Here is a 17,493-nt window from a genome sequence, read left to right as displayed (position 1 = left end):
TCATGAATAAATTAATTTTAACCCTTTCCTTATTTTTTTTAACGGTTTTAAACCTAACTGCACAAAATAAAGAAGTCATTATTACCGGTAAAGTATTTGAAAAAGCTACAAACATGCCTTTGGAGTATGCCACGGTTGCTTTTGTAAACAAAGCAGAAAATAAAATAGTAACTGGAGGTATAACTACAGAAACAGGAGACTTTAGCATTCCTGTTCCTAGTGGCACCTATGATATTACCATAGAATTTATAGGTTTTGATAAGTTAACAATTCCAAATCAAAACTTAACGGCTAATAAAAACATGGGAACCATTGGTTTGGCAGAAAATGCTCAAGCACTTGATGAAGTGTCAATTATTGCCGAAACGACAACGGTAGATATTCGTTTAGATAAAAAAATATATAACGTAGGTCAAGATTTAACAGTTAGCGGTGGAACAGTAAGTGACGTTTTAGATAATGTCCCATCGGTATCAGTAGATGTTGAAGGGAATGTAGCGTTAAGAGGTAATGATAATGTTACCATTTTAATTAATGGAAAACCATCTGGTTTAGTAGGCTTAAATTCTACAGATGCCTTACGTCAATTACCTGCCGAATCTATTGAGCGTGTTGAAGTGATTACATCACCTTCGGCTCGTTATGATGCACAAGGAACGGCTGGTATTTTAAACATTATTTTACGTCGAAGTAAATTACAGGGCTTTAATGGTGCTGTAACAACCAATATAGGGTATCCGAAACAAGCTGGTATTTCTGGTAATGTTAATTACAGAACAGGCGATGTTAATATTTTTAATACAACCAGTTATGATTATCGTGAGGTACCTGGTAATTCTTCATCTTACACGCAATATTTCAATAAACGATTTGATGATGAAGGCAATGTTATTTTAGATAATCCAGATACATTTGCAGACGAACAAAATCGTTATGAACGTATTAGAAAAGGTATAAGCACAAACTTTGGAGTAGAATGGTATATAACAGATTCAGCATCATTAACTGGTGCAATTTCGTATAGAAATGGTGATAACGAAAGTAATACGACCAATACATTAACACAATTTGATGAAAATGGAAATTTCCTTTCGCAAGCAAACCGCTTTGATCCAGAATTAGAGGATGACAAAGTTTTGCAGTATTCATTAAACTTTATGAAAGATTTTGATGACAGTGGCCATAAATTAACCATGGATTTTCAATATGAAGATAACTCTGAAGACGAGTTTTCTAAAGTTCTTGTTGAAGGTCAAAACACAGAAAAAGTTGCTACTTTAGAAGATCAAGAACGCATTTTATTGCAAGCTGACTATGTGCTTCCTATTGGAGAAAATAGCCAATTTGAATTAGGCTATCGTGGCGATTTTAAAAATCAAGATACAGATTATACGGTTGAACTACTAAATATGAATTCAAATGAATTTGTAGTAAACGATTCCCTTTCTAATTTTTTAAATTACCGTGAATATGTTAATGCAGCCTATACACAATTTGGAAGTAAGTTTGGAAAATTTTCATTTTTAGCAGGACTTCGTTTAGAGAATACACGTATAACTGTTGACCAGCCAACAAGCGGTGATTTTTCTAAAAATGATTACACAGGCTTATTCCCAACGCTTAACTTAAACTTTGAAATGAGTGAAAAGGAAAATATCACGCTTGGTTACAGTAGGCGAATTCAAAGGCCACGTTCTTGGTTTATAAATCCATTTCCGTCACGCTCTAGTGTTACATCCATTTTTAGAGGAAACCCACAATTAGCACCAAGTTATTCTGGCCAATATGATGTAGGTTACTATAGAAAATTTAGTGATAAAGTATCTTTAAATGCATCTGCTTACTATCAACATGCTACTGATGTCTTTAGTTTTATTAGTTTTGATACAGGGATTCCCGTTACAGTAAATGGTCAAAATTTCACAATTATTGAGCGTACTCCTATTAATTTAGCGGAAGAAGATCGATATGGTTTTGAATTTACAGTTATTTATAAACCATCTAAAATATGGAATATAAACGCAAACTTTAATTACTTTCAACAAAGTATAACTGGTGAAACGCCTAACGGTTTATCATTAGATAACACTAACAACAGTTGGTTTGCTCGTATTAACAACAAATATACATTGCCAGGTAAAATTGAATGGCAAACAAGTTTAAATTACCGAGGTCCATCAGAAGATGCTCAAAACAAACGTGAAGGTGTTTTCTCTACAAATATGGCTTTTAGTAAAGATTTGTTTAAAGATAAAGCCTCTATTGCTTTTAATATTAGCGATTTGTTTAACAGTAGAAAACGTCAATCAGAAACATTTACAGGAACATTTAATAGTACATCAGAATTTCAATGGCGTGAACGTAGTTTCAACTTATCATTCACCTACCGCTTTAACCAACAGAAAAAACGTCAAGAACGTGGTGGAAATTCTGGTGGTGGAGACTATGATTATGAAGGGTAATAATCATTTATAAAAAAATCACACATATATTTTTATAATGAAAAAAAGACTGTCTGAAAAGGCAGTCTTTCTTATTTAAAAGAGATTGAAATTAAATATATGGGATTTAGTTTAATAGACTAAAAATTATGTATAAAAAAACGCCTGAAATTTCTTTCAGGCGTTGTATGCATAAGTTCTATTTAAAACTAGTTTAATGCTTGTCTTTTAGCTTTTTTCTCTTCACGAATTTCTTTCATTCTTTCAATTAAAGCGCCACCAATCCAATATGGAATAACAAATGTTATTAAAAAAATCATTAACCAAAAACCGATTGTTAAAATGGTTAAAAATGCTAAAAATCCTAAATATTGGTCAAATTCAAACATGGTGATATTTTTTTGTTGATATGGCAAAGATATAATAAAGACTTTTGTTTTACAATATTAGATTACAATTTTATTTACTGTGAAATTTCTTAAATAGAAATTCTAAAATAAAACAAAGTAAAATGATTGAAATTATGACAATTACACCAATAAGGTTAGACGTGTATTGTTGAATTATTAAAGTTATAAATGCAGCAGAACAACCAATAAAGCCTAAAAAAGGTATTAATTTGTTGCCTTTTATGCTAGTAGACTGTTTGAAAGCAATATAATTTACTACTGCAAAAATGAGTAAAAAACCAGCACTTCCTGCTGTTGAAATACTTTCTAATTCCAATGCATTAGCCAAAACCAAGGTCAAAACGGCAGTAATAAGTAAACCTATTGGCTGGTTCCATAGCATGCTTGTTAAATGGTGTGGTAATTCATCATCTTCTGCCAATTCAAAACTCACACGACTTCCACCATATAATGAAGCATTTATTGCTGAAAAAGTAGAAATAAGTGCTGCAACAGTTATAATACTAAATCCTATTTTTCCTAGCATGGGTTTGGCTGCCTCGGCTAAAACGTAATCTTCTGCTTTAGCAATTTCATTGAAGGGTAAGGATCCTACAGTAACTATAGCTATTATAATATATAGAAAAACTACAAACCAAACGGAATAATTATATGCTTTTGGGATATTTTTTTTGGGATTAATAATGTCTGGTGCCGCATTTGCAATAAGTTCAAAACCTTCATAAGCTACAAAAATAACCATTCCACCTGTTAATAATAACAAAGGATTTTCCCAGTTTGTCATAGCAAGTTGCTTGGTATTTGGATTCCCAAACAGACCATAAATGCCAATAATAATAAAGCCAAGTAAAATAATTAACTTGACAACTACAGCATAGGACTCTATTTTACTAACCACCTTTATACTGTAATAATTAATGGCTGTTGCTACAACAATTATGGCACTCAAATACATGTGTGAATCGTAAGTTTTGTTTCCAGTAAGTTCTAGTAAATTAGGTGCATAGGAACCAAATGCAGAAGCGTACAGAGACAGCATGATAATATAACTTACCCAAAGCAAATTATTTATAGTACCACTAAAAACCGTTTTGCCAAATCCTTGGTTTACAAATTTAACAGTACCGCCTCTATCTGGAAATGCCACAGATAATTTAGAATAACTGTAAGCTGTTAAACTGGCTATTATTCCTGCAAACAGAAAAGCAATGGGTGTTCCACCCTGCGCCAATGAGACAGCCAAACCTAAAACAGCGAAAATGCCACCGCCAACCATGCCTCCTATACCGATTGATATGGCTTCACGGAGACTTATTTTATTGTCGGAATTGGAATCGTTTTTCATATAATACAAACAGGTTGTAATTAAAAATAATGTTTTTTAGGTATTCATCATATCAAACCTAATATTTTCTTACAAATAACTCTTTAACAATTAAGCGTTTTGGAGTGAAAAGCTTAAATTTGTGCTATTACTAATTTATTATTTCAATTTCAATACTCATGAATTTTAGAATAGAAAAAGATACAATGGGCGAAGTAAAAGTGCCTGCTGACAAACTTTGGGGAGCACAAACAGAACGCTCAAGAAATAACTTTAAAATTGGTGCACCAGCATCTATGCCGTTAGAGATTGTTTACGGTTTTGCTTATTTAAAAAAAGCTGCGGCTTACACGAATTGCGATTTAGGCGTTTTAACCGAAGAAAAACGAGATTTAATTGCGCAAGTATGCGATGAGATATTAGATGGCCAACATGATGATCAGTTTCCGCTAGTGATATGGCAAACAGGTTCTGGAACGCAAAGCAATATGAATGTCAATGAGGTTATTGCCAATAGAGCGCATCAATTAGCTGGCAAGACCATTGGTGAAGGTGAAAAAACAATTCAACCGAATGATGATGTTAATAAATCTCAATCTTCCAATGATACTTTCCCAACAGGAATGCATATTGCCGCTTATAAGAAAATCGTTCAGCACACCATACATGGTGTCATTCAATTACGAAATACACTTCATAAAAAATCATTAGCCTTTCAAGATGTTGTAAAAATTGGACGTACCCATTTAATGGATGCTACGCCTTTAACTTTGGGACAAGAATTTTCAGGATACGTTTCACAATTAGACCATGGTTTAAAAGCTTTACAGCACACTTTACCACACTTATCTGAATTAGCTTTAGGCGGAACTGCTGTTGGAACAGGATTAAATACACCAGAAGGTTATTCAGAATTGGTGGCCAAATATATTGCTGATTTTACTGATTTACCTTTTATAACAGCACCTAATAAATTTGAAGCTTTAGCGGCTCACGATGCTTTGGTTGAAACTCATGGTGCCTTAAAACAATTAGCGGTTTCATTAAATAAAATTGCTAACGATATTAGAATGATGGCTTCTGGTCCGCGTTCTGGAATTGGAGAAATTATTATTCCGGCTAATGAACCAGGTAGTTCTATTATGCCTGGTAAAGTTAACCCTACACAATGTGAAGCCTTAACTATGGTGTGTGCACAAGTTATGGGTAACGATGTTGCAGTTACTGTTGGTGGCACTCAAGGACATTACGAATTAAATGTATTTAAACCTATGATGGCTGCTAATGTCTTGCAGTCTGCACAATTATTAGGCGATGCTTGTATGAGTTTTGATGAACACTGTGCTCAAGGTATTGAACCAAACCATGAAGTTATAAAACAGTTATTAAATAATTCCTTAATGCTTGTAACTGCCTTAAATACTAAAATAGGGTATTATAAAGCTGCTGAAATTGCTAATACAGCCCACAAAAATGGTACTACTTTAAAAGAAGAAGCCATTAATTTAGGGTATGTTTCGGCAGAGGATTATGACGCTTGGGTAAAACCTGAAGACATGGTAGGCTCTATAACTAAATAAATATCAATATATTACGCTATTAATCTTTAACTTTTAAACTATGAAACAAAAATTACTAATTCTTACAGGCTTCATTCTAATTAGTTGGACTGTAAATTCTCAAATATCATTTGTAAAAAGCACCATAGATGCCGATACAAGTGACGAACCTTACACCATTGCTTCTGGTTTTTTAGATGACGATGCTTATTTAGATCTCGCCGTAGGATCAGACGTTTCTGGTAACGTTACTTGGTATAAGAATAATGGTGATGGTACATTTGCTACAGGTATTATACTAACGGCTATTGCACCAAATGCGTTATCCTATGTTGAAGGTTTAACGATAGCAGATATTAATGGCGATGGTGATAATGATATTATTGCGGCCAGTTATTTAGGTGGCAATCTCGTTTGGTTTGAAAATAATGGCGATGAAACTTTTGAGCCAGCTGTAACCATTTCATCAAGTATAGCTGGTGCTGGTACCGTTATTGCGGCTAATATTGACAACGATGTTAATGGTTATTTAGATCTGGTTGTTACTGCTTATGATGGGAATAGCGTTGTATACTTTTTAGGTAATGGCGATGGCACTTTCGGAACGCTTCGTTATGTTGTGCCTTTAACACCTGGTAGTAATCCTGGCACAATGGATATAGCTGATTTTGATGGTGATGGCGATTTGGATGTTGTTGTTGGATTTACTGGAAATGGCGATATTAAATTGTACGACAATCGTTTTATTCCTGATGGTTTAGATGTCTCGGGGAATGTACCCTTTGTTGCATACACAAATGCTGTAGATACAGGAAATGGCTTTTTATTTTCTGTGCTATTTGCAGATATTAACGATGATTCTAATCTTGAAATTGTAAAATCGGATAATTCTCCAGGTGCCAACCCTAATATTGCTTGGTATTCTAATGATACTAGTGATACGGGAACTACATTTACTGAAACTACACTAGCCACTACAATTGGTAGAACAGCATCAATTGGTGTTGCAGACTTTAACAATGATACTTATAATGATTTGGTTGTTGCAAATGGTCGAGCTACTGATAATGATTTTATTTGGTTCCAAAGTAATGCTACAGGTGGTTTTGGAAGCGAAATGCTTATTGATGATAGTAGTTCGACTGCCTTTGATTTAGAAATACAAGATTTTGATAACGATGGCGATTTAGATATAGCCAGTATCAGTTATTTATTAGATGATGTTTTTATATTTAAAAACGATTTATTTACGTTAAGTACTACAGAATTTAAAACTAATACTATTAGTATCTATCCAAACCCTACTTCTAATACTTTACATATTAAAACAACAAATCAAGACCCTTTTGATATAATTGTTTACAATGTTTTGGGTAAAGAAGTTATAAAAACAACGGTCTTAAATAGTACATTAGATGTTTCTAGTCTATCAAAAGGAATCTATCTTTTAAAGCTTGAAAATACAGATACAGCATTCAAGTTTGTAAAGCAATAAAAAATAAAACAAGCTCTAAATTTCAAAAAAAACGTTAGCAATAATTTTGTTAGCGTTTTTTTATTAAATAAAAATTAAGCAACTTTGAAAAAACAAGTATCGTGACGACATTAATTACCAATATTCAAGAATTAATCCAGGTTAGAGAGAGCAATATTCTTAAGGTTTCAGGACAAGATATGAAACGGCTTCCTACTATTAAAAATGCTTATTTATTAATAGATGATGATACCATTGTAGGTTATGGTCCAATGGATGATTGTAACAATATGGAAGCAGACACTGTTATTAATGCTTCTGGGAAACTGGTTTTACCAACATGGTGCGATTCTCATACACATATTGTTTACGCAGGAAACAGAGAACAAGAGTTTGTAGATAGAATTAATGGCTTGTCTTATGAAGATATTGCTAATCGTGGTGGTGGTATATTAAATTCTGCTGAAAAACTACAACTAACAAGTGAAGACGATTTGTATATACAATCTGCAAACCGCCTAAAACAAGTCATGAAATTAGGTACTGGTGCCATTGAAATAAAATCTGGCTACGGACTTACTGTAGAAGCTGAACTGAAAATGCTGCGTGTTATTAAACGATTAAAACAGAATTTTCCATTAAAAGTAAAGGCAACTCTTTTAGCAGCACATGCTGTGCCTAAAGAATACAAAGATAATAAAGAAGGTTTTGTTGATTTAGTTATTAACGAATTAATCCCAAAAGTAGCCAAAGAACAATTAGCCAAGTATATTGATGTGTTTTGCGAAAAAGGTTATTTCGATTTAAACGATACAGAACGCATTTTAAAAGCAGGAAAATTACATGGATTGGTTCCTAAAATTCATGTAAACCAATTTAATGCATTTGGAGGTATTGAAGTCGCTGTAAACAATCAAGCGCTATCTGTAGACCATTTAGAAGAATTAACTCTAAATGATATTGAAGTACTTAAAACAGGTGAAACCATGCCAGTAGCACTTCCCTCCTGTTCGTATTTTTTAAGCATTCCATATACGCCTGGTCGTAAATTAATTGAAGCAGGATTACCGTTAGCATTGGCCACTGATTATAATCCAGGTTCCACTCCTAGCGGTAATATGAATTTTGTAGTAAGCACTGCTTGTATTAAAATGAAATTAACTCCCGAAGAAGCAATAAACGCTGCAACTATTAATGGTGCTTATGCCATGGGTATTAGCAATATGTACGGCAGTATTACACGTGGAAAAAAAGCGAATATTATTATTACGAAGCCAGTTCCAAGTTATGCTTATTTACCCTATGCTTTTGGTAATAATCATATTGAAACGGTAATTATAAATGGACAAATCGTATAAATTTATATCACCACATCCATCCCTATTATCATTTAAGCTATTAAATTTTGGTATAACTAACTATAAGGATACACTTACTTTTATACAAAACCTACCTTATGGTAGAAATAGTAATCGAAGCGATTATTCCTTGGTATTAAAAGAGTTAAAAGGAACTTGTTCAACAAAACATGCATTTCTTGCTGAATTAGCCAATCAACAAAACATCCCTAACATAAAACTGTTTGTAGGTGTTTATAATATGTGTGAAGAAAATACGCCTGGTATTAAAGCCGTTTTAGAAAAGTGGCAACTACCGTTCCTACCAGAAGCTTATTGTTATTTAAAAATTAATAGTGAAATTTTAGATATAACTCGGATATCCAATCATACCATTTCATTTGAAAATTCATTAGTATTTGAAAAAGAAATTTTTCCAAATCAAATTGGTGAGTATAAAGTCAAACTACATCAAACATATTTAAAACATTGGATTGTTAACCATTCTATTAAATATGACTTTATCACACTATGGAAAATACGGGAATTATGCATTCAGAAATTATCTGAAAAACAAGTGTAAAAAAAACCCGAAAGAACAAACTTCCGGGTTTTGCTAGTATTAGCTCTATGGAAAACCAATATTAGCGTGTTTTAATCTAATATAAATTCTGAAGTAGAAACTAAATCCTTCTGATTAAATACGTTAACCATATAACGGCCTTTTTCAAATTTACTATCAGCATTAGGCGCTACAAATTCGCAAATATTCAAACTTGCATTTTCATAATTAAATTTACTAACTAAACTGTAATTCAACACCTTATCACCAAATTCAATTTGCTCGTTTGCTCCCAAGGTATTATTTTTTGGATCAATTACTTGAATATATAATTCTTGATCACCACCTTGGACCAGCGTATTTTTTGGAACGGTAAAACAAACACGGATTTTATCAGCACGTCTTGCACTTTCGGTAGGAATTAATTTACCAGAATTACGTTCAATAACACCATATCCTTTTAAGCTTACAGCACCTAAAACAGCAGCATTGCTAACCACTTCTGCTAATGCTGTGTTTTGAACCATTAATGAGTCTGTAAACATGGTACGTTCTTCCAAACGGATTTTAGTACTATCTAAAGATGTTGCCAATAGTTCATTTTCAATTTTTAGTCGGTCATTTTCTGTCAATAATACAGTCATTTCTTTTTGCAAATCAGCGTATTTAGATTTGTAACGATACAAACTCTGTACATTTGTTTCAGAAACTTTTAATGAGTCTATTAACCCTTGAATACGACTTTTTGCTTCAACTAATTTTTCGTTAGCAATATTATTATCGTTAATCACAATATCATATTGTTTGGCCATATTACTCAAATCATTCATAACCATTTCCTTCTCTTGTAACAATTGGGCTTCGGTATCTTTCTTTTCATTATATAGCTTGGAGGTATAAATTCCTGTAGCTACAAATAAAACTAGAGCTATTCCTAATGCCACTTTTAATCCTGTACTGTTTTTATTAGATTCCATAAAAAATTCGTTTTTTTAAAAATTAAAGTTACTACTATTTTTGTGCTTTTTTAAGCAATTGTTTTTAAAGTTTCAAATAAAAAGTACATTTATACTTTCTATTTAATTATTTTAATGTTTATGGATAAACTGGTATTATTTAATGAGTCAAATCGTAATTCGCTAGTAAATAAGCGCCCAGATGAATCCAAATTTGGTGAACATATACACATAATTCCCCATCTTACAGGTATATACGAGCAGCTTATAAATTTAGATGTTCAATATGTTATTTTTGGTATTCCAGAAGATATAGGTGTCTTTGCTAATCACGGTAAAATAGGTACTTCTAATGCTTGGAATGCCTGCCTTAAAGTTTTGTTAAATATTCAAAGTAATAAATTTACACATCCTAATAAAGTTCTAATTCTTGGTTATTTAGATTTTTTTGATGACATGCATAAACTAAAAAGTTTAAATCAATCAAATTCAAAAGATATTCAAAAAGCTAGAAAACTGGTTAAAAACATTGATAAACACGTTTCTGAACTCGTGGCTCTCATCATTAAAGCTGGAAAAACACCAATTATTATTGGAGGTGGTCATAACAATGCCTATGGCAATATAAAAGGAGCATCATTAGCTTTAAAAAAACCAATAAATGTTATTAATTTTGATGCACATTCAGATTTCAGAACTGAAGAAGGCAGACACAGTGGGAATGGCTTTAGTTATGCCGTTTCTGAAGGGTTTTTAAAAAAATATTTTATTTTCGGTTTACACGAAAACTATACCTCTGATGCTATATTTACACAACTAGAGGAAAACAGGCATATAGAATTCAATACCTTTGAAGCCATTGAGGTGCGAAAAGAATTGAAATTTAAGTCTGAATTAAAACGTGCATTACAGCATATTAACTCAAAACCTTATGGAATTGAACTGGATTGCGATGCCATTCAAAATACACCAAGTAGTGCGATGACGCCAAGTGGATTTAGTATGGGTAAAGCACGGGCTTTTTTAAATACTACGGCTCAAAATAAACACGCTATGTATCTTCATCTATGCGAAGCTGCTCCAACTCCTGACTCCGAAAATCAAGTTGGCAAACTTTTAACCTATTTAATAACCGATTTTATTAGAGCACACACAAATGCTTGACATCATTCCTTTTAACAAACAATACGCTGAAGATTTTTATGCCTTAAATATAGAATGGTTGCAAACACATTTCTATGTTGAGCCTTTTGATGAAGAGGTTTTAAGCAAACCTGAAACTTATATTATTAATAAGGGTGGCCATATTTTTTTTATAAAAAATAATTCATGTGTTGTTGCTACAGTTGCTCTCATGCCTACTAACAACCAACATGTATTGGAACTTACTAAAATGGCTGTTTTACCTCGATGTCGCGGACAAAAAATTGGTCAGAAATTAGTAGCTCATTGCATTGAATTTGCCAAAAAAAAGGAGATGAAACAACTACTTCTCTACTCAAACACCAAATTAGAAAACGCTATTTATATTTATAAAAAATTTGGATTTAAAGAAATTCCCGTTGAGGCTAATGCACCATATAAACGTGGTAATATAAAGATGGTTTTAGATTTATGATTGATAATTTTTCAAATATATTGTAACTTGAATGAAAATTAAACACACCATGAAAATTAAAATTCTACCAATACTACTAATTACCTTATTATTCTCTAATTGTAAAACAGATAAAAATAAGGTTGAACCCATTAATATTGAAACCGCAACAGAGCAAAATAATAAACCGTCATCAGATATTGAAAATTCAAATTTATATGAAGCTTCAAACATTAAAATAACACCTATTGAACATGCCAGTCTTGTTTTAGAATATAATAACACATCTATATATATTGATCCCGTAGGTGATGCAGAACGGTATACACCATTTAGTAGTCCAAATTTTATTTTAATTACCGATATCCATGGAGATCATTTGGATACTAAAACTTTGGAGGCTATTAACACCACTAACACCATTATTATTGGTCCAGAGGCTGTAAAAGAAAAATTACCAGAATCTCTGAAAGCTAATTTCAATGTTTTTTTTAATGGTTTAAATGAAAGTTTTTCAATTGGTGAATTTACCATGGGTGTTGAAGCCATACCTATGTATAATTTACGTGAAGAAGCTTTAAAATTTCATACTAAAGGTCGTGGTAATGGCTATATTTTAACTCTAAACAATCAGCGAATATACATTTCTGGTGATACGGAAGATATACCAGAAATGAGAAATCTTGATAATATAGACATAGCATTAGTATGTATGAATTTGCCATATACTATGCCTGTAGAAAATGCAGCTGATGCCGTTTTAGCATTTCAACCAAAAATAGTTTTACCATATCATTATCGCGGAACAGAAGGATTAAGTGATGTTGCAAATTTTAAAACTATAATAAACAATAAGAATAAGGCCATAGAAGTTGTGCAATTAAATTGGTACAAATAGTCACAATATTTTCATTTTTAGTTGGTTACTAAAAAAAATATTTTATATTTGACAAGCTATTAACCCAATCAATCAACCTACTATGTTTCTGAAATGGACCTTTTTCGTATACCAAACATTTTTCTTAATTGAACAAATAAGCATTGTAAAGATTCTTGCTATAACTGTTATATTTTTTTTAATTCTATTAATTTTAGGTGTTAGGAAGTCTATAATACTTAAAAAAGAAAACGAGCGTTTAAGCAAAGCATCACCATCAACAGATGAAAGCGAAAAAAAACCTTATCAAGATTTTACCGAAGGACATATGTATAATAATAATTAATTCCTTAAAAAAATAACATAAAAAAGCCTCGTATTTACGAGGCTTTTTTATGCAATTAGCGAACCAATTTTTTATACTTTATGCGTTTTGGCATTAAATCGCCACCTAAACGTTTTTTCTTATTTTCTTCGTAATCACTAAAACTACCTTCAAAGAAATACACTTCACTATTACCTTCAAATGCTAGTATGTGTGTACAAATTCTATCTAGAAACCAACGGTCGTGACTAATAACAACGGCACAACCGGCAAAGTTTTCTAAACCTTCTTCTAGGGCACGTAACGTGTTAACGTCCAAATCATTTGTTGGCTCATCTAGTAACAATACGTTGCCTTCTTCCTTTAAAGTCATTGCTAAATGCAGACGATTTCGCTCACCACCAGATAATAATTTTACTTTTTTGTTTTGTTCTCCACCTGAAAAATTGAAACGACTTAAATAGGCTCTAGAATTCACTTCTTTTCCACCCATCATTACTAAATCTTGCTCATCACTAAAATTTTGCCATATTGTTTTTTCTGGATCTATATTAGAATGACTTTGATCTACGTAAGCAATTTTTGCAGTTTCGCCCACAATAAACTCCCCCTTATCAGGCGCAACTTCACCCATAATCATTTTAAAAATAGTGGTCTTACCTGCTCCGTTGGGACCAATAATACCAACTATTCCTGCTTGAGGTAAGTTGAAGTTTAAATCTTCATATAATAATTTATCATCATAACCCTTACTCACACCTTTGGCTTCAATAACATTGGTTCCTAAACGCGGACCATTTGGAATATAAATTTCAAGTTTTTCATCCAATTGTTTTTGGTCTTGACTCATTAATTTATCGTAATTATTCAAACGGGCTTTTTGCTTGGTTTGACGTCCTTTAGCACCTTGACGTACCCATTCCAACTCACGCTCTAACGTTTTTTGACGTTTAGAAGCCACTTTACTTTCATGCGCCATACGTTTAGATTTCTGATCCAACCAAGACGAATAGTTTCCTTTCCATGGAATACCCTCGCCTCTGTCTAATTCTAAAATCCAACCTGCTACATTATCTAAAAAATATCTATCGTGCGTAACTGCAATTACAGTTCCCTTATAATGTGCTAAATGTTGTTCCAACCAATGTACCGACTCGGCATCAAGGTGGTTAGTAGGCTCATCTAATAATAATACATCAGGTTCTTGTAATAATAAACGACACAACGCTACACGACGACGCTCACCTCCAGAGAGAACGCCAATTTTTTTATCGCCATCTGGTGTTCGTAACGCATCCATAGCAATTTCTAGTTTGGTATCTAATTCCCAAGCATCAGATGCATCAATTTGATCTTGAAGAACCGCTTGACGATTCATCAGCTTTTCCATTTTATCAGCATCAGAATACACTTCCTCTAAACCAAACATGTCATTAATTTTGTTGTACTCGTCAAGTATAGCAACTGTTTCTGCTGCTCCTTCACGGACAACCTCCATTACGGTTTTATTATCATCTAATTGAGGTTCTTGCTCTAAATATCCTACGGAATAATCTTGTAAGAAAGTAACATCACCTTGGTAGTTTTTATCTTGACCAGCAATAATCTTTAAAAGGGTAGATTTTCCAGACCCATTTAAACCTAAAATTCCAATTTTAGCACCATAGAAAAAACTTAAATAAATGTTTTTTAAAACTGGTGTATTTGCGCCAGGAAATGTCTTGGTTAAACCAGACATTGAAAATATTACTTTTTTATCGTCACTCATAATGTTTGTTATTATTACGTTATTTGTGGTTAATTATATTTATTAGGGAGGTACTTACCAAAGAAAGCTAATTATACACGCCCTTTTAGTGCATTGAAAACCCAAGCTATTGCAAAAAAACCAATTCCTACAGCTGCAAATCCCCAACCTGCTACATCATCATATCTAAACGCACCAAGTGCTATTAAAGCTAAACCTACGAAAACCATAATGGCAGTCGCCCAAGCTAAAACCGTATTTTTATTCATTGCCATAATCTCTCTATTTAGTTAAAAAATTGAAGCTACAAATATCGTGTTTTTATATTAAATAAATAGCTTCTTATAAAGATAAAAGCCCTTTTTCAATAGTATATTTAATTAATCCTACTACATTTTTAGACCCTGTTTTTGTTAATAAACTAGAGCGATGGGTTTCTACTGTACTAACAGCTATAAAAAGTTTTTCTGCTATTTCTTGTGTAGTTTTTTCATCCAGTATTAGCTGAAGTATTTCTTTCTCTCTTCTGGTTAATTTTGGCAAATATCGATACGTAGATTCTTTTTCATTTTTAATTGGTAAAAAGGAAATGTCTTTATGTAAGTATATCTTGTCTCTTACTACCGTATCTAAGGCCTCAATTAGTTCATGATAACCTACATTTTTTGGTAAATAACCCTTGGCTCCATTTTTAAGAGCTTCTGTAACCAAACTTTGTTGTGTTAAACTTGTAAGCATAATTTTGTGAAGCGAAGGGAAGTCATGGGTTAAAGTTTTACAGATTTTTAAACCATCCTCCCCATTTAAATGTATATCCAATAATAAAATATCTACATCATTAAAAGAGTTCAAATGCTGAATGCAAGCTGATGCACTTAAAAAGCCAGCTACAAATTGATATGTTTTGTTTGCATCTAGCAAAGATTTAATGGCTTCACTAATTAAATCATGATCGTCTAAAACAGCAACACTATATAATTTTTCCATTTATTTTTCTAATTCAAATTCAATATACACCGAAGTTCCCAAAGTAACATTGGAATCAACTTCCATTTTACCATTGAGCAATGACAATCTGGATTTTATGTTTTGTAAACCAATACCATTTTTGGAATTATCATAAGAAAATCCGTTTCCATTATCTTCAACTGTAATAATGAGTTTTTTATCATGTTGCTGCAATTGGATAAAAGCTTCTGTAGCTTCAGAATGCTTGATAATATTATTAAGCAGTTCTTGTATTATCCTGTAAATAGTTAATTGTGTAGATTGTGGCAGATTTACGGATAAATTAACAGATTCATATTCAGTCTTTATTAGTTGACTTTCATTAAGGGAATTAATAAAATCTTGCAAAGCAACATCTAATCCTTTATTCATTAAACTCTCTGGGAGTAAATTATGAGAAATGCGTCTCGTTTCTTTGGAAGCATTATCCAAAAGATTAATTAACAAGGTTTTCTTTTCTGTATTAGCTAGTTCCAATTTACTGGCATGCATTTTACTTGCTGCCAACAAACTTCCTATCCCATCGTGCAACTCTTTTGCTATTCTACTTCGCTCCTTTTCTTCTCCTGCCATTAACGATTTTAAAGCTATATTTTCTTTTTCATTTTCCAAAAAAGCTATTTTTTGGTTTTGAGATTTTCTGTTCTGAACATATACTACAATTAATAATATCAAAATTATTGCTAGACAAAATGCAATCAAGATAACCCGATTTTTTTCAGTTTCTTTTTTTAAGATTTCACTATTTTGTTCAATAATCTTTAGCTCTTTCTCTGCTGTTTCGTATTTAAAACGTAAATCACTTAAATTCTTTTCATACGATAATTGGTTTAATGAATCGGTATTCTTTACATACATATCTAAATACTGATAAGCTTTTTTATAATTGCCAGACTGAGCATTAAATTTCCTTATCAAATTAATTGTTTGATTTGCTTGTGTTTCATGTCCATTATCTACATAAATTTGATAAGCATTTTCTGCTTCAATGGCCGCTCTTTCAAATTGGTTCATGTTTGCATAAATAACTGCCCTAATTTGAAAAACAGTACCAATCATGCCAGGAATAGCGGTTGTATCTGCTACGCTTTTAGCTACTTCTAATGCTTTCAAGGCCGCTTCATGATTTCCTATTTTACTTTGGTAATCGGCATCATTTGTAAAAGCTCCAAATTTCAACTCTATTACATGGTTAAATTCCAAAGCAATTTTTTTCGCTTTATTATTATAGTAAATAGCAGAATCTATTTCGTTTGTAGGTTCAAAAGTTCTTGAAAGATTGGTATACGTGTTTCCGGCAGCTTCCATGGAGCTATCTTTAAGCATATAATTAATTGCCCTTTTATAATAATGCCTAGCCTCTTTGAAACTGTTGTTCATATAGGATATGTTTCCAAGAATTTTAAAAGTATGGGTTGCCCCCTTCTGGTCTTCTAACTCTTCAAAAAGAACCAAAGCGGCTTTTGCATTTTTAATGGCAGCTTCTAAATTTGTGGTGCGAGATAATAAAATACCTTTTTCTAAATAGCCATTGGCTTTATAGAACTTACTGACATTTTGGTTAATTAAAGAATCTGCCAAATTCATGGCGCGTTCATTATTCCCCAAGACTGAATTAAATACCACTTCACTTTTTAGAATTTTGTAATAGGATGCTTCTAATTTTTCTTGTTTGGCTAGTTGTTTGGCTTTTGTGAAATAGACATTGGTTTTTGTAACGTCCTTAATACTGGATTGTCGCGTAGAATCCAGTAAAGCATCAATGGCTTGTTCAGGCGTATTTTGTGCAACGAGTATCTGGGAGAAAACAACTAAAAACACATAAATTACTTTTTTCATAGAAAAATTATAGAAAGTTGCTTATCAAATATAATAA

At 32.4% G+C, this 17,493-nt stretch carries 16 protein-coding genes; 9 read left to right on the top strand and 7 right to left on the bottom strand.

What is annotated here, in order from left to right; translation table 11 throughout:
* The first annotated feature begins 2 nt into the window (after positions 1 to 2).
* Complete coding sequence (locus BM239_RS07190) at positions 3 to 2,462, top strand: TonB-dependent receptor (RefSeq protein ID WP_092206991.1); 2,460 nt, start codon at positions 3 to 5, stop codon at positions 2,460 to 2,462.
* Between the two features lie 188 nt (positions 2,463 to 2,650).
* On the opposite strand, the gene BM239_RS07185 is transcribed toward BM239_RS07190, so the two are convergent.
* Together BM239_RS07185 and BM239_RS07180 are read right to left on the bottom strand one after the other, a co-directional pair.
* On the bottom strand, positions 2,651 to 2,830 hold the full coding sequence (locus tag BM239_RS07185; RefSeq protein WP_092206990.1) for a hypothetical protein: 180 nt from the start codon (positions 2,828 to 2,830) through the stop codon (positions 2,651 to 2,653).
* Positions 2,831 to 2,900: 70 nt separating this feature from the next.
* Positions 2,901 to 4,196, bottom strand: a complete 1,296-nt coding sequence (locus BM239_RS07180; RefSeq protein ID WP_092206989.1) for an APC family permease — start codon at positions 4,194 to 4,196, stop codon at positions 2,901 to 2,903.
* A gap of 158 nt (positions 4,197 to 4,354) precedes the next feature.
* Here BM239_RS07180 and fumC point away from each other — a divergent pair, with 158 nt between their 5' ends.
* From fumC to BM239_RS07160, 4 genes are all read left to right on the top strand, one after another.
* Positions 4,355 to 5,755: a class II fumarate hydratase gene (gene fumC, locus BM239_RS07175; protein ID WP_092206988.1), complete on the top strand. Its 1,401-nt coding sequence runs from the start codon at positions 4,355 to 4,357 to the stop codon at positions 5,753 to 5,755.
* A gap of 40 nt (positions 5,756 to 5,795) precedes the next feature.
* Entirely contained in the window at positions 5,796 to 7,229 is a 1,434-nt protein-coding gene (locus BM239_RS07170) for a T9SS type A sorting domain-containing protein (protein WP_092206987.1), read from the top strand.
* A 101-nt stretch (positions 7,230 to 7,330) separates the two neighbouring features.
* Positions 7,331 to 8,566, top strand: a complete 1,236-nt coding sequence (gene hutI, locus BM239_RS07165; protein ID WP_092206986.1) for an imidazolonepropionase — start codon at positions 7,331 to 7,333, stop codon at positions 8,564 to 8,566.
* A complete protein-coding gene (locus BM239_RS07160) occupies positions 8,550 to 9,128 on the top strand; it encodes a hypothetical protein (protein ID WP_092206985.1) in 579 nt (192 codons plus the stop codon). The genes hutI and BM239_RS07160 overlap by 17 nt, the downstream gene beginning before the upstream one ends.
* A 71-nt stretch (positions 9,129 to 9,199) precedes the next feature.
* Here the strand turns inward: BM239_RS07160 and BM239_RS07155 are convergent, their stop codons facing one another.
* Positions 9,200 to 10,084 (bottom strand): chromosome partitioning protein ParA, encoded by an 885-nt coding sequence (locus BM239_RS07155; protein WP_092206984.1) that lies wholly within the window; start codon positions 10,082 to 10,084, stop codon positions 9,200 to 9,202.
* Positions 10,085 to 10,204: 120 nt separating this feature from the next.
* Between BM239_RS07155 and BM239_RS07150 the strand changes: the two genes are divergently transcribed.
* The 4 genes from BM239_RS07150 (at position 10,205) to BM239_RS07135 (ending at position 12,883) form a co-directional block, all read left to right on the top strand.
* Entirely contained in the window at positions 10,205 to 11,227 is a 1,023-nt protein-coding gene (locus BM239_RS07150) for a formimidoylglutamase (protein ID WP_177208999.1), read from the top strand.
* Positions 11,220 to 11,681: a GNAT family N-acetyltransferase gene (locus BM239_RS07145; RefSeq protein ID WP_092206982.1), complete on the top strand. Its 462-nt coding sequence runs from the start codon at positions 11,220 to 11,222 to the stop codon at positions 11,679 to 11,681. Before BM239_RS07150 ends, BM239_RS07145 begins: the two co-directional genes overlap by 8 nt.
* 49 nt (positions 11,682 to 11,730) lie before the next feature.
* Positions 11,731 to 12,558 carry an MBL fold metallo-hydrolase gene (locus tag BM239_RS07140; RefSeq protein WP_092207528.1) on the top strand — a complete coding sequence of 276 codons (828 nt, stop codon included), beginning with the start codon at positions 11,731 to 11,733 and terminating at the stop codon, positions 12,556 to 12,558.
* 82 nt (positions 12,559 to 12,640) lie between these two features.
* Positions 12,641 to 12,883 carry a hypothetical protein gene (locus BM239_RS07135; protein ID WP_092206981.1) on the top strand — a complete coding sequence of 81 codons (243 nt, stop codon included), beginning with the start codon at positions 12,641 to 12,643 and terminating at the stop codon, positions 12,881 to 12,883.
* 55 nt (positions 12,884 to 12,938) lie between these two features.
* Here the strand turns inward: BM239_RS07135 and ettA are convergent, their stop codons facing one another.
* The 4 genes from ettA to BM239_RS07115 all read right to left on the bottom strand — a co-directional run bounded on the left by ettA (position 12,939) and on the right by BM239_RS07115 (position 17,456).
* Positions 12,939 to 14,630, bottom strand: coding sequence for an energy-dependent translational throttle protein EttA (gene ettA / locus BM239_RS07130; RefSeq protein ID WP_092206980.1), 1,692 nt, complete (start codon positions 14,628 to 14,630; stop codon positions 12,939 to 12,941).
* A 71-nt stretch (positions 14,631 to 14,701) separates the two neighbouring features.
* On the bottom strand, positions 14,702 to 14,884 hold the full coding sequence (locus BM239_RS07125) for a CAL67264 family membrane protein (protein ID WP_092206979.1): 183 nt from the start codon (positions 14,882 to 14,884) through the stop codon (positions 14,702 to 14,704).
* 67 nt (positions 14,885 to 14,951) lie between these two features.
* Entirely contained in the window at positions 14,952 to 15,596 is a 645-nt protein-coding gene (locus tag BM239_RS07120; protein WP_092206978.1) for a response regulator, read from the bottom strand.
* On the bottom strand, positions 15,597 to 17,456 hold the full coding sequence (locus BM239_RS07115; RefSeq protein WP_092206977.1) for a tetratricopeptide repeat-containing sensor histidine kinase: 1,860 nt from the start codon (positions 17,454 to 17,456) through the stop codon (positions 15,597 to 15,599).
* Positions 17,457 to 17,493 lie beyond the last annotated feature (37 nt).

The organism is Algorimicrobium echini (genome assembly GCF_900115185.1).
In the GTDB taxonomy this organism is placed as follows: domain Bacteria; phylum Bacteroidota; class Bacteroidia; order Flavobacteriales; family Flavobacteriaceae; genus Algorimicrobium; species Algorimicrobium echini.
Note: the sequence above shows the minus strand (reverse complement) of the source record. Positions and strands in the feature narration are given on the sequence as shown.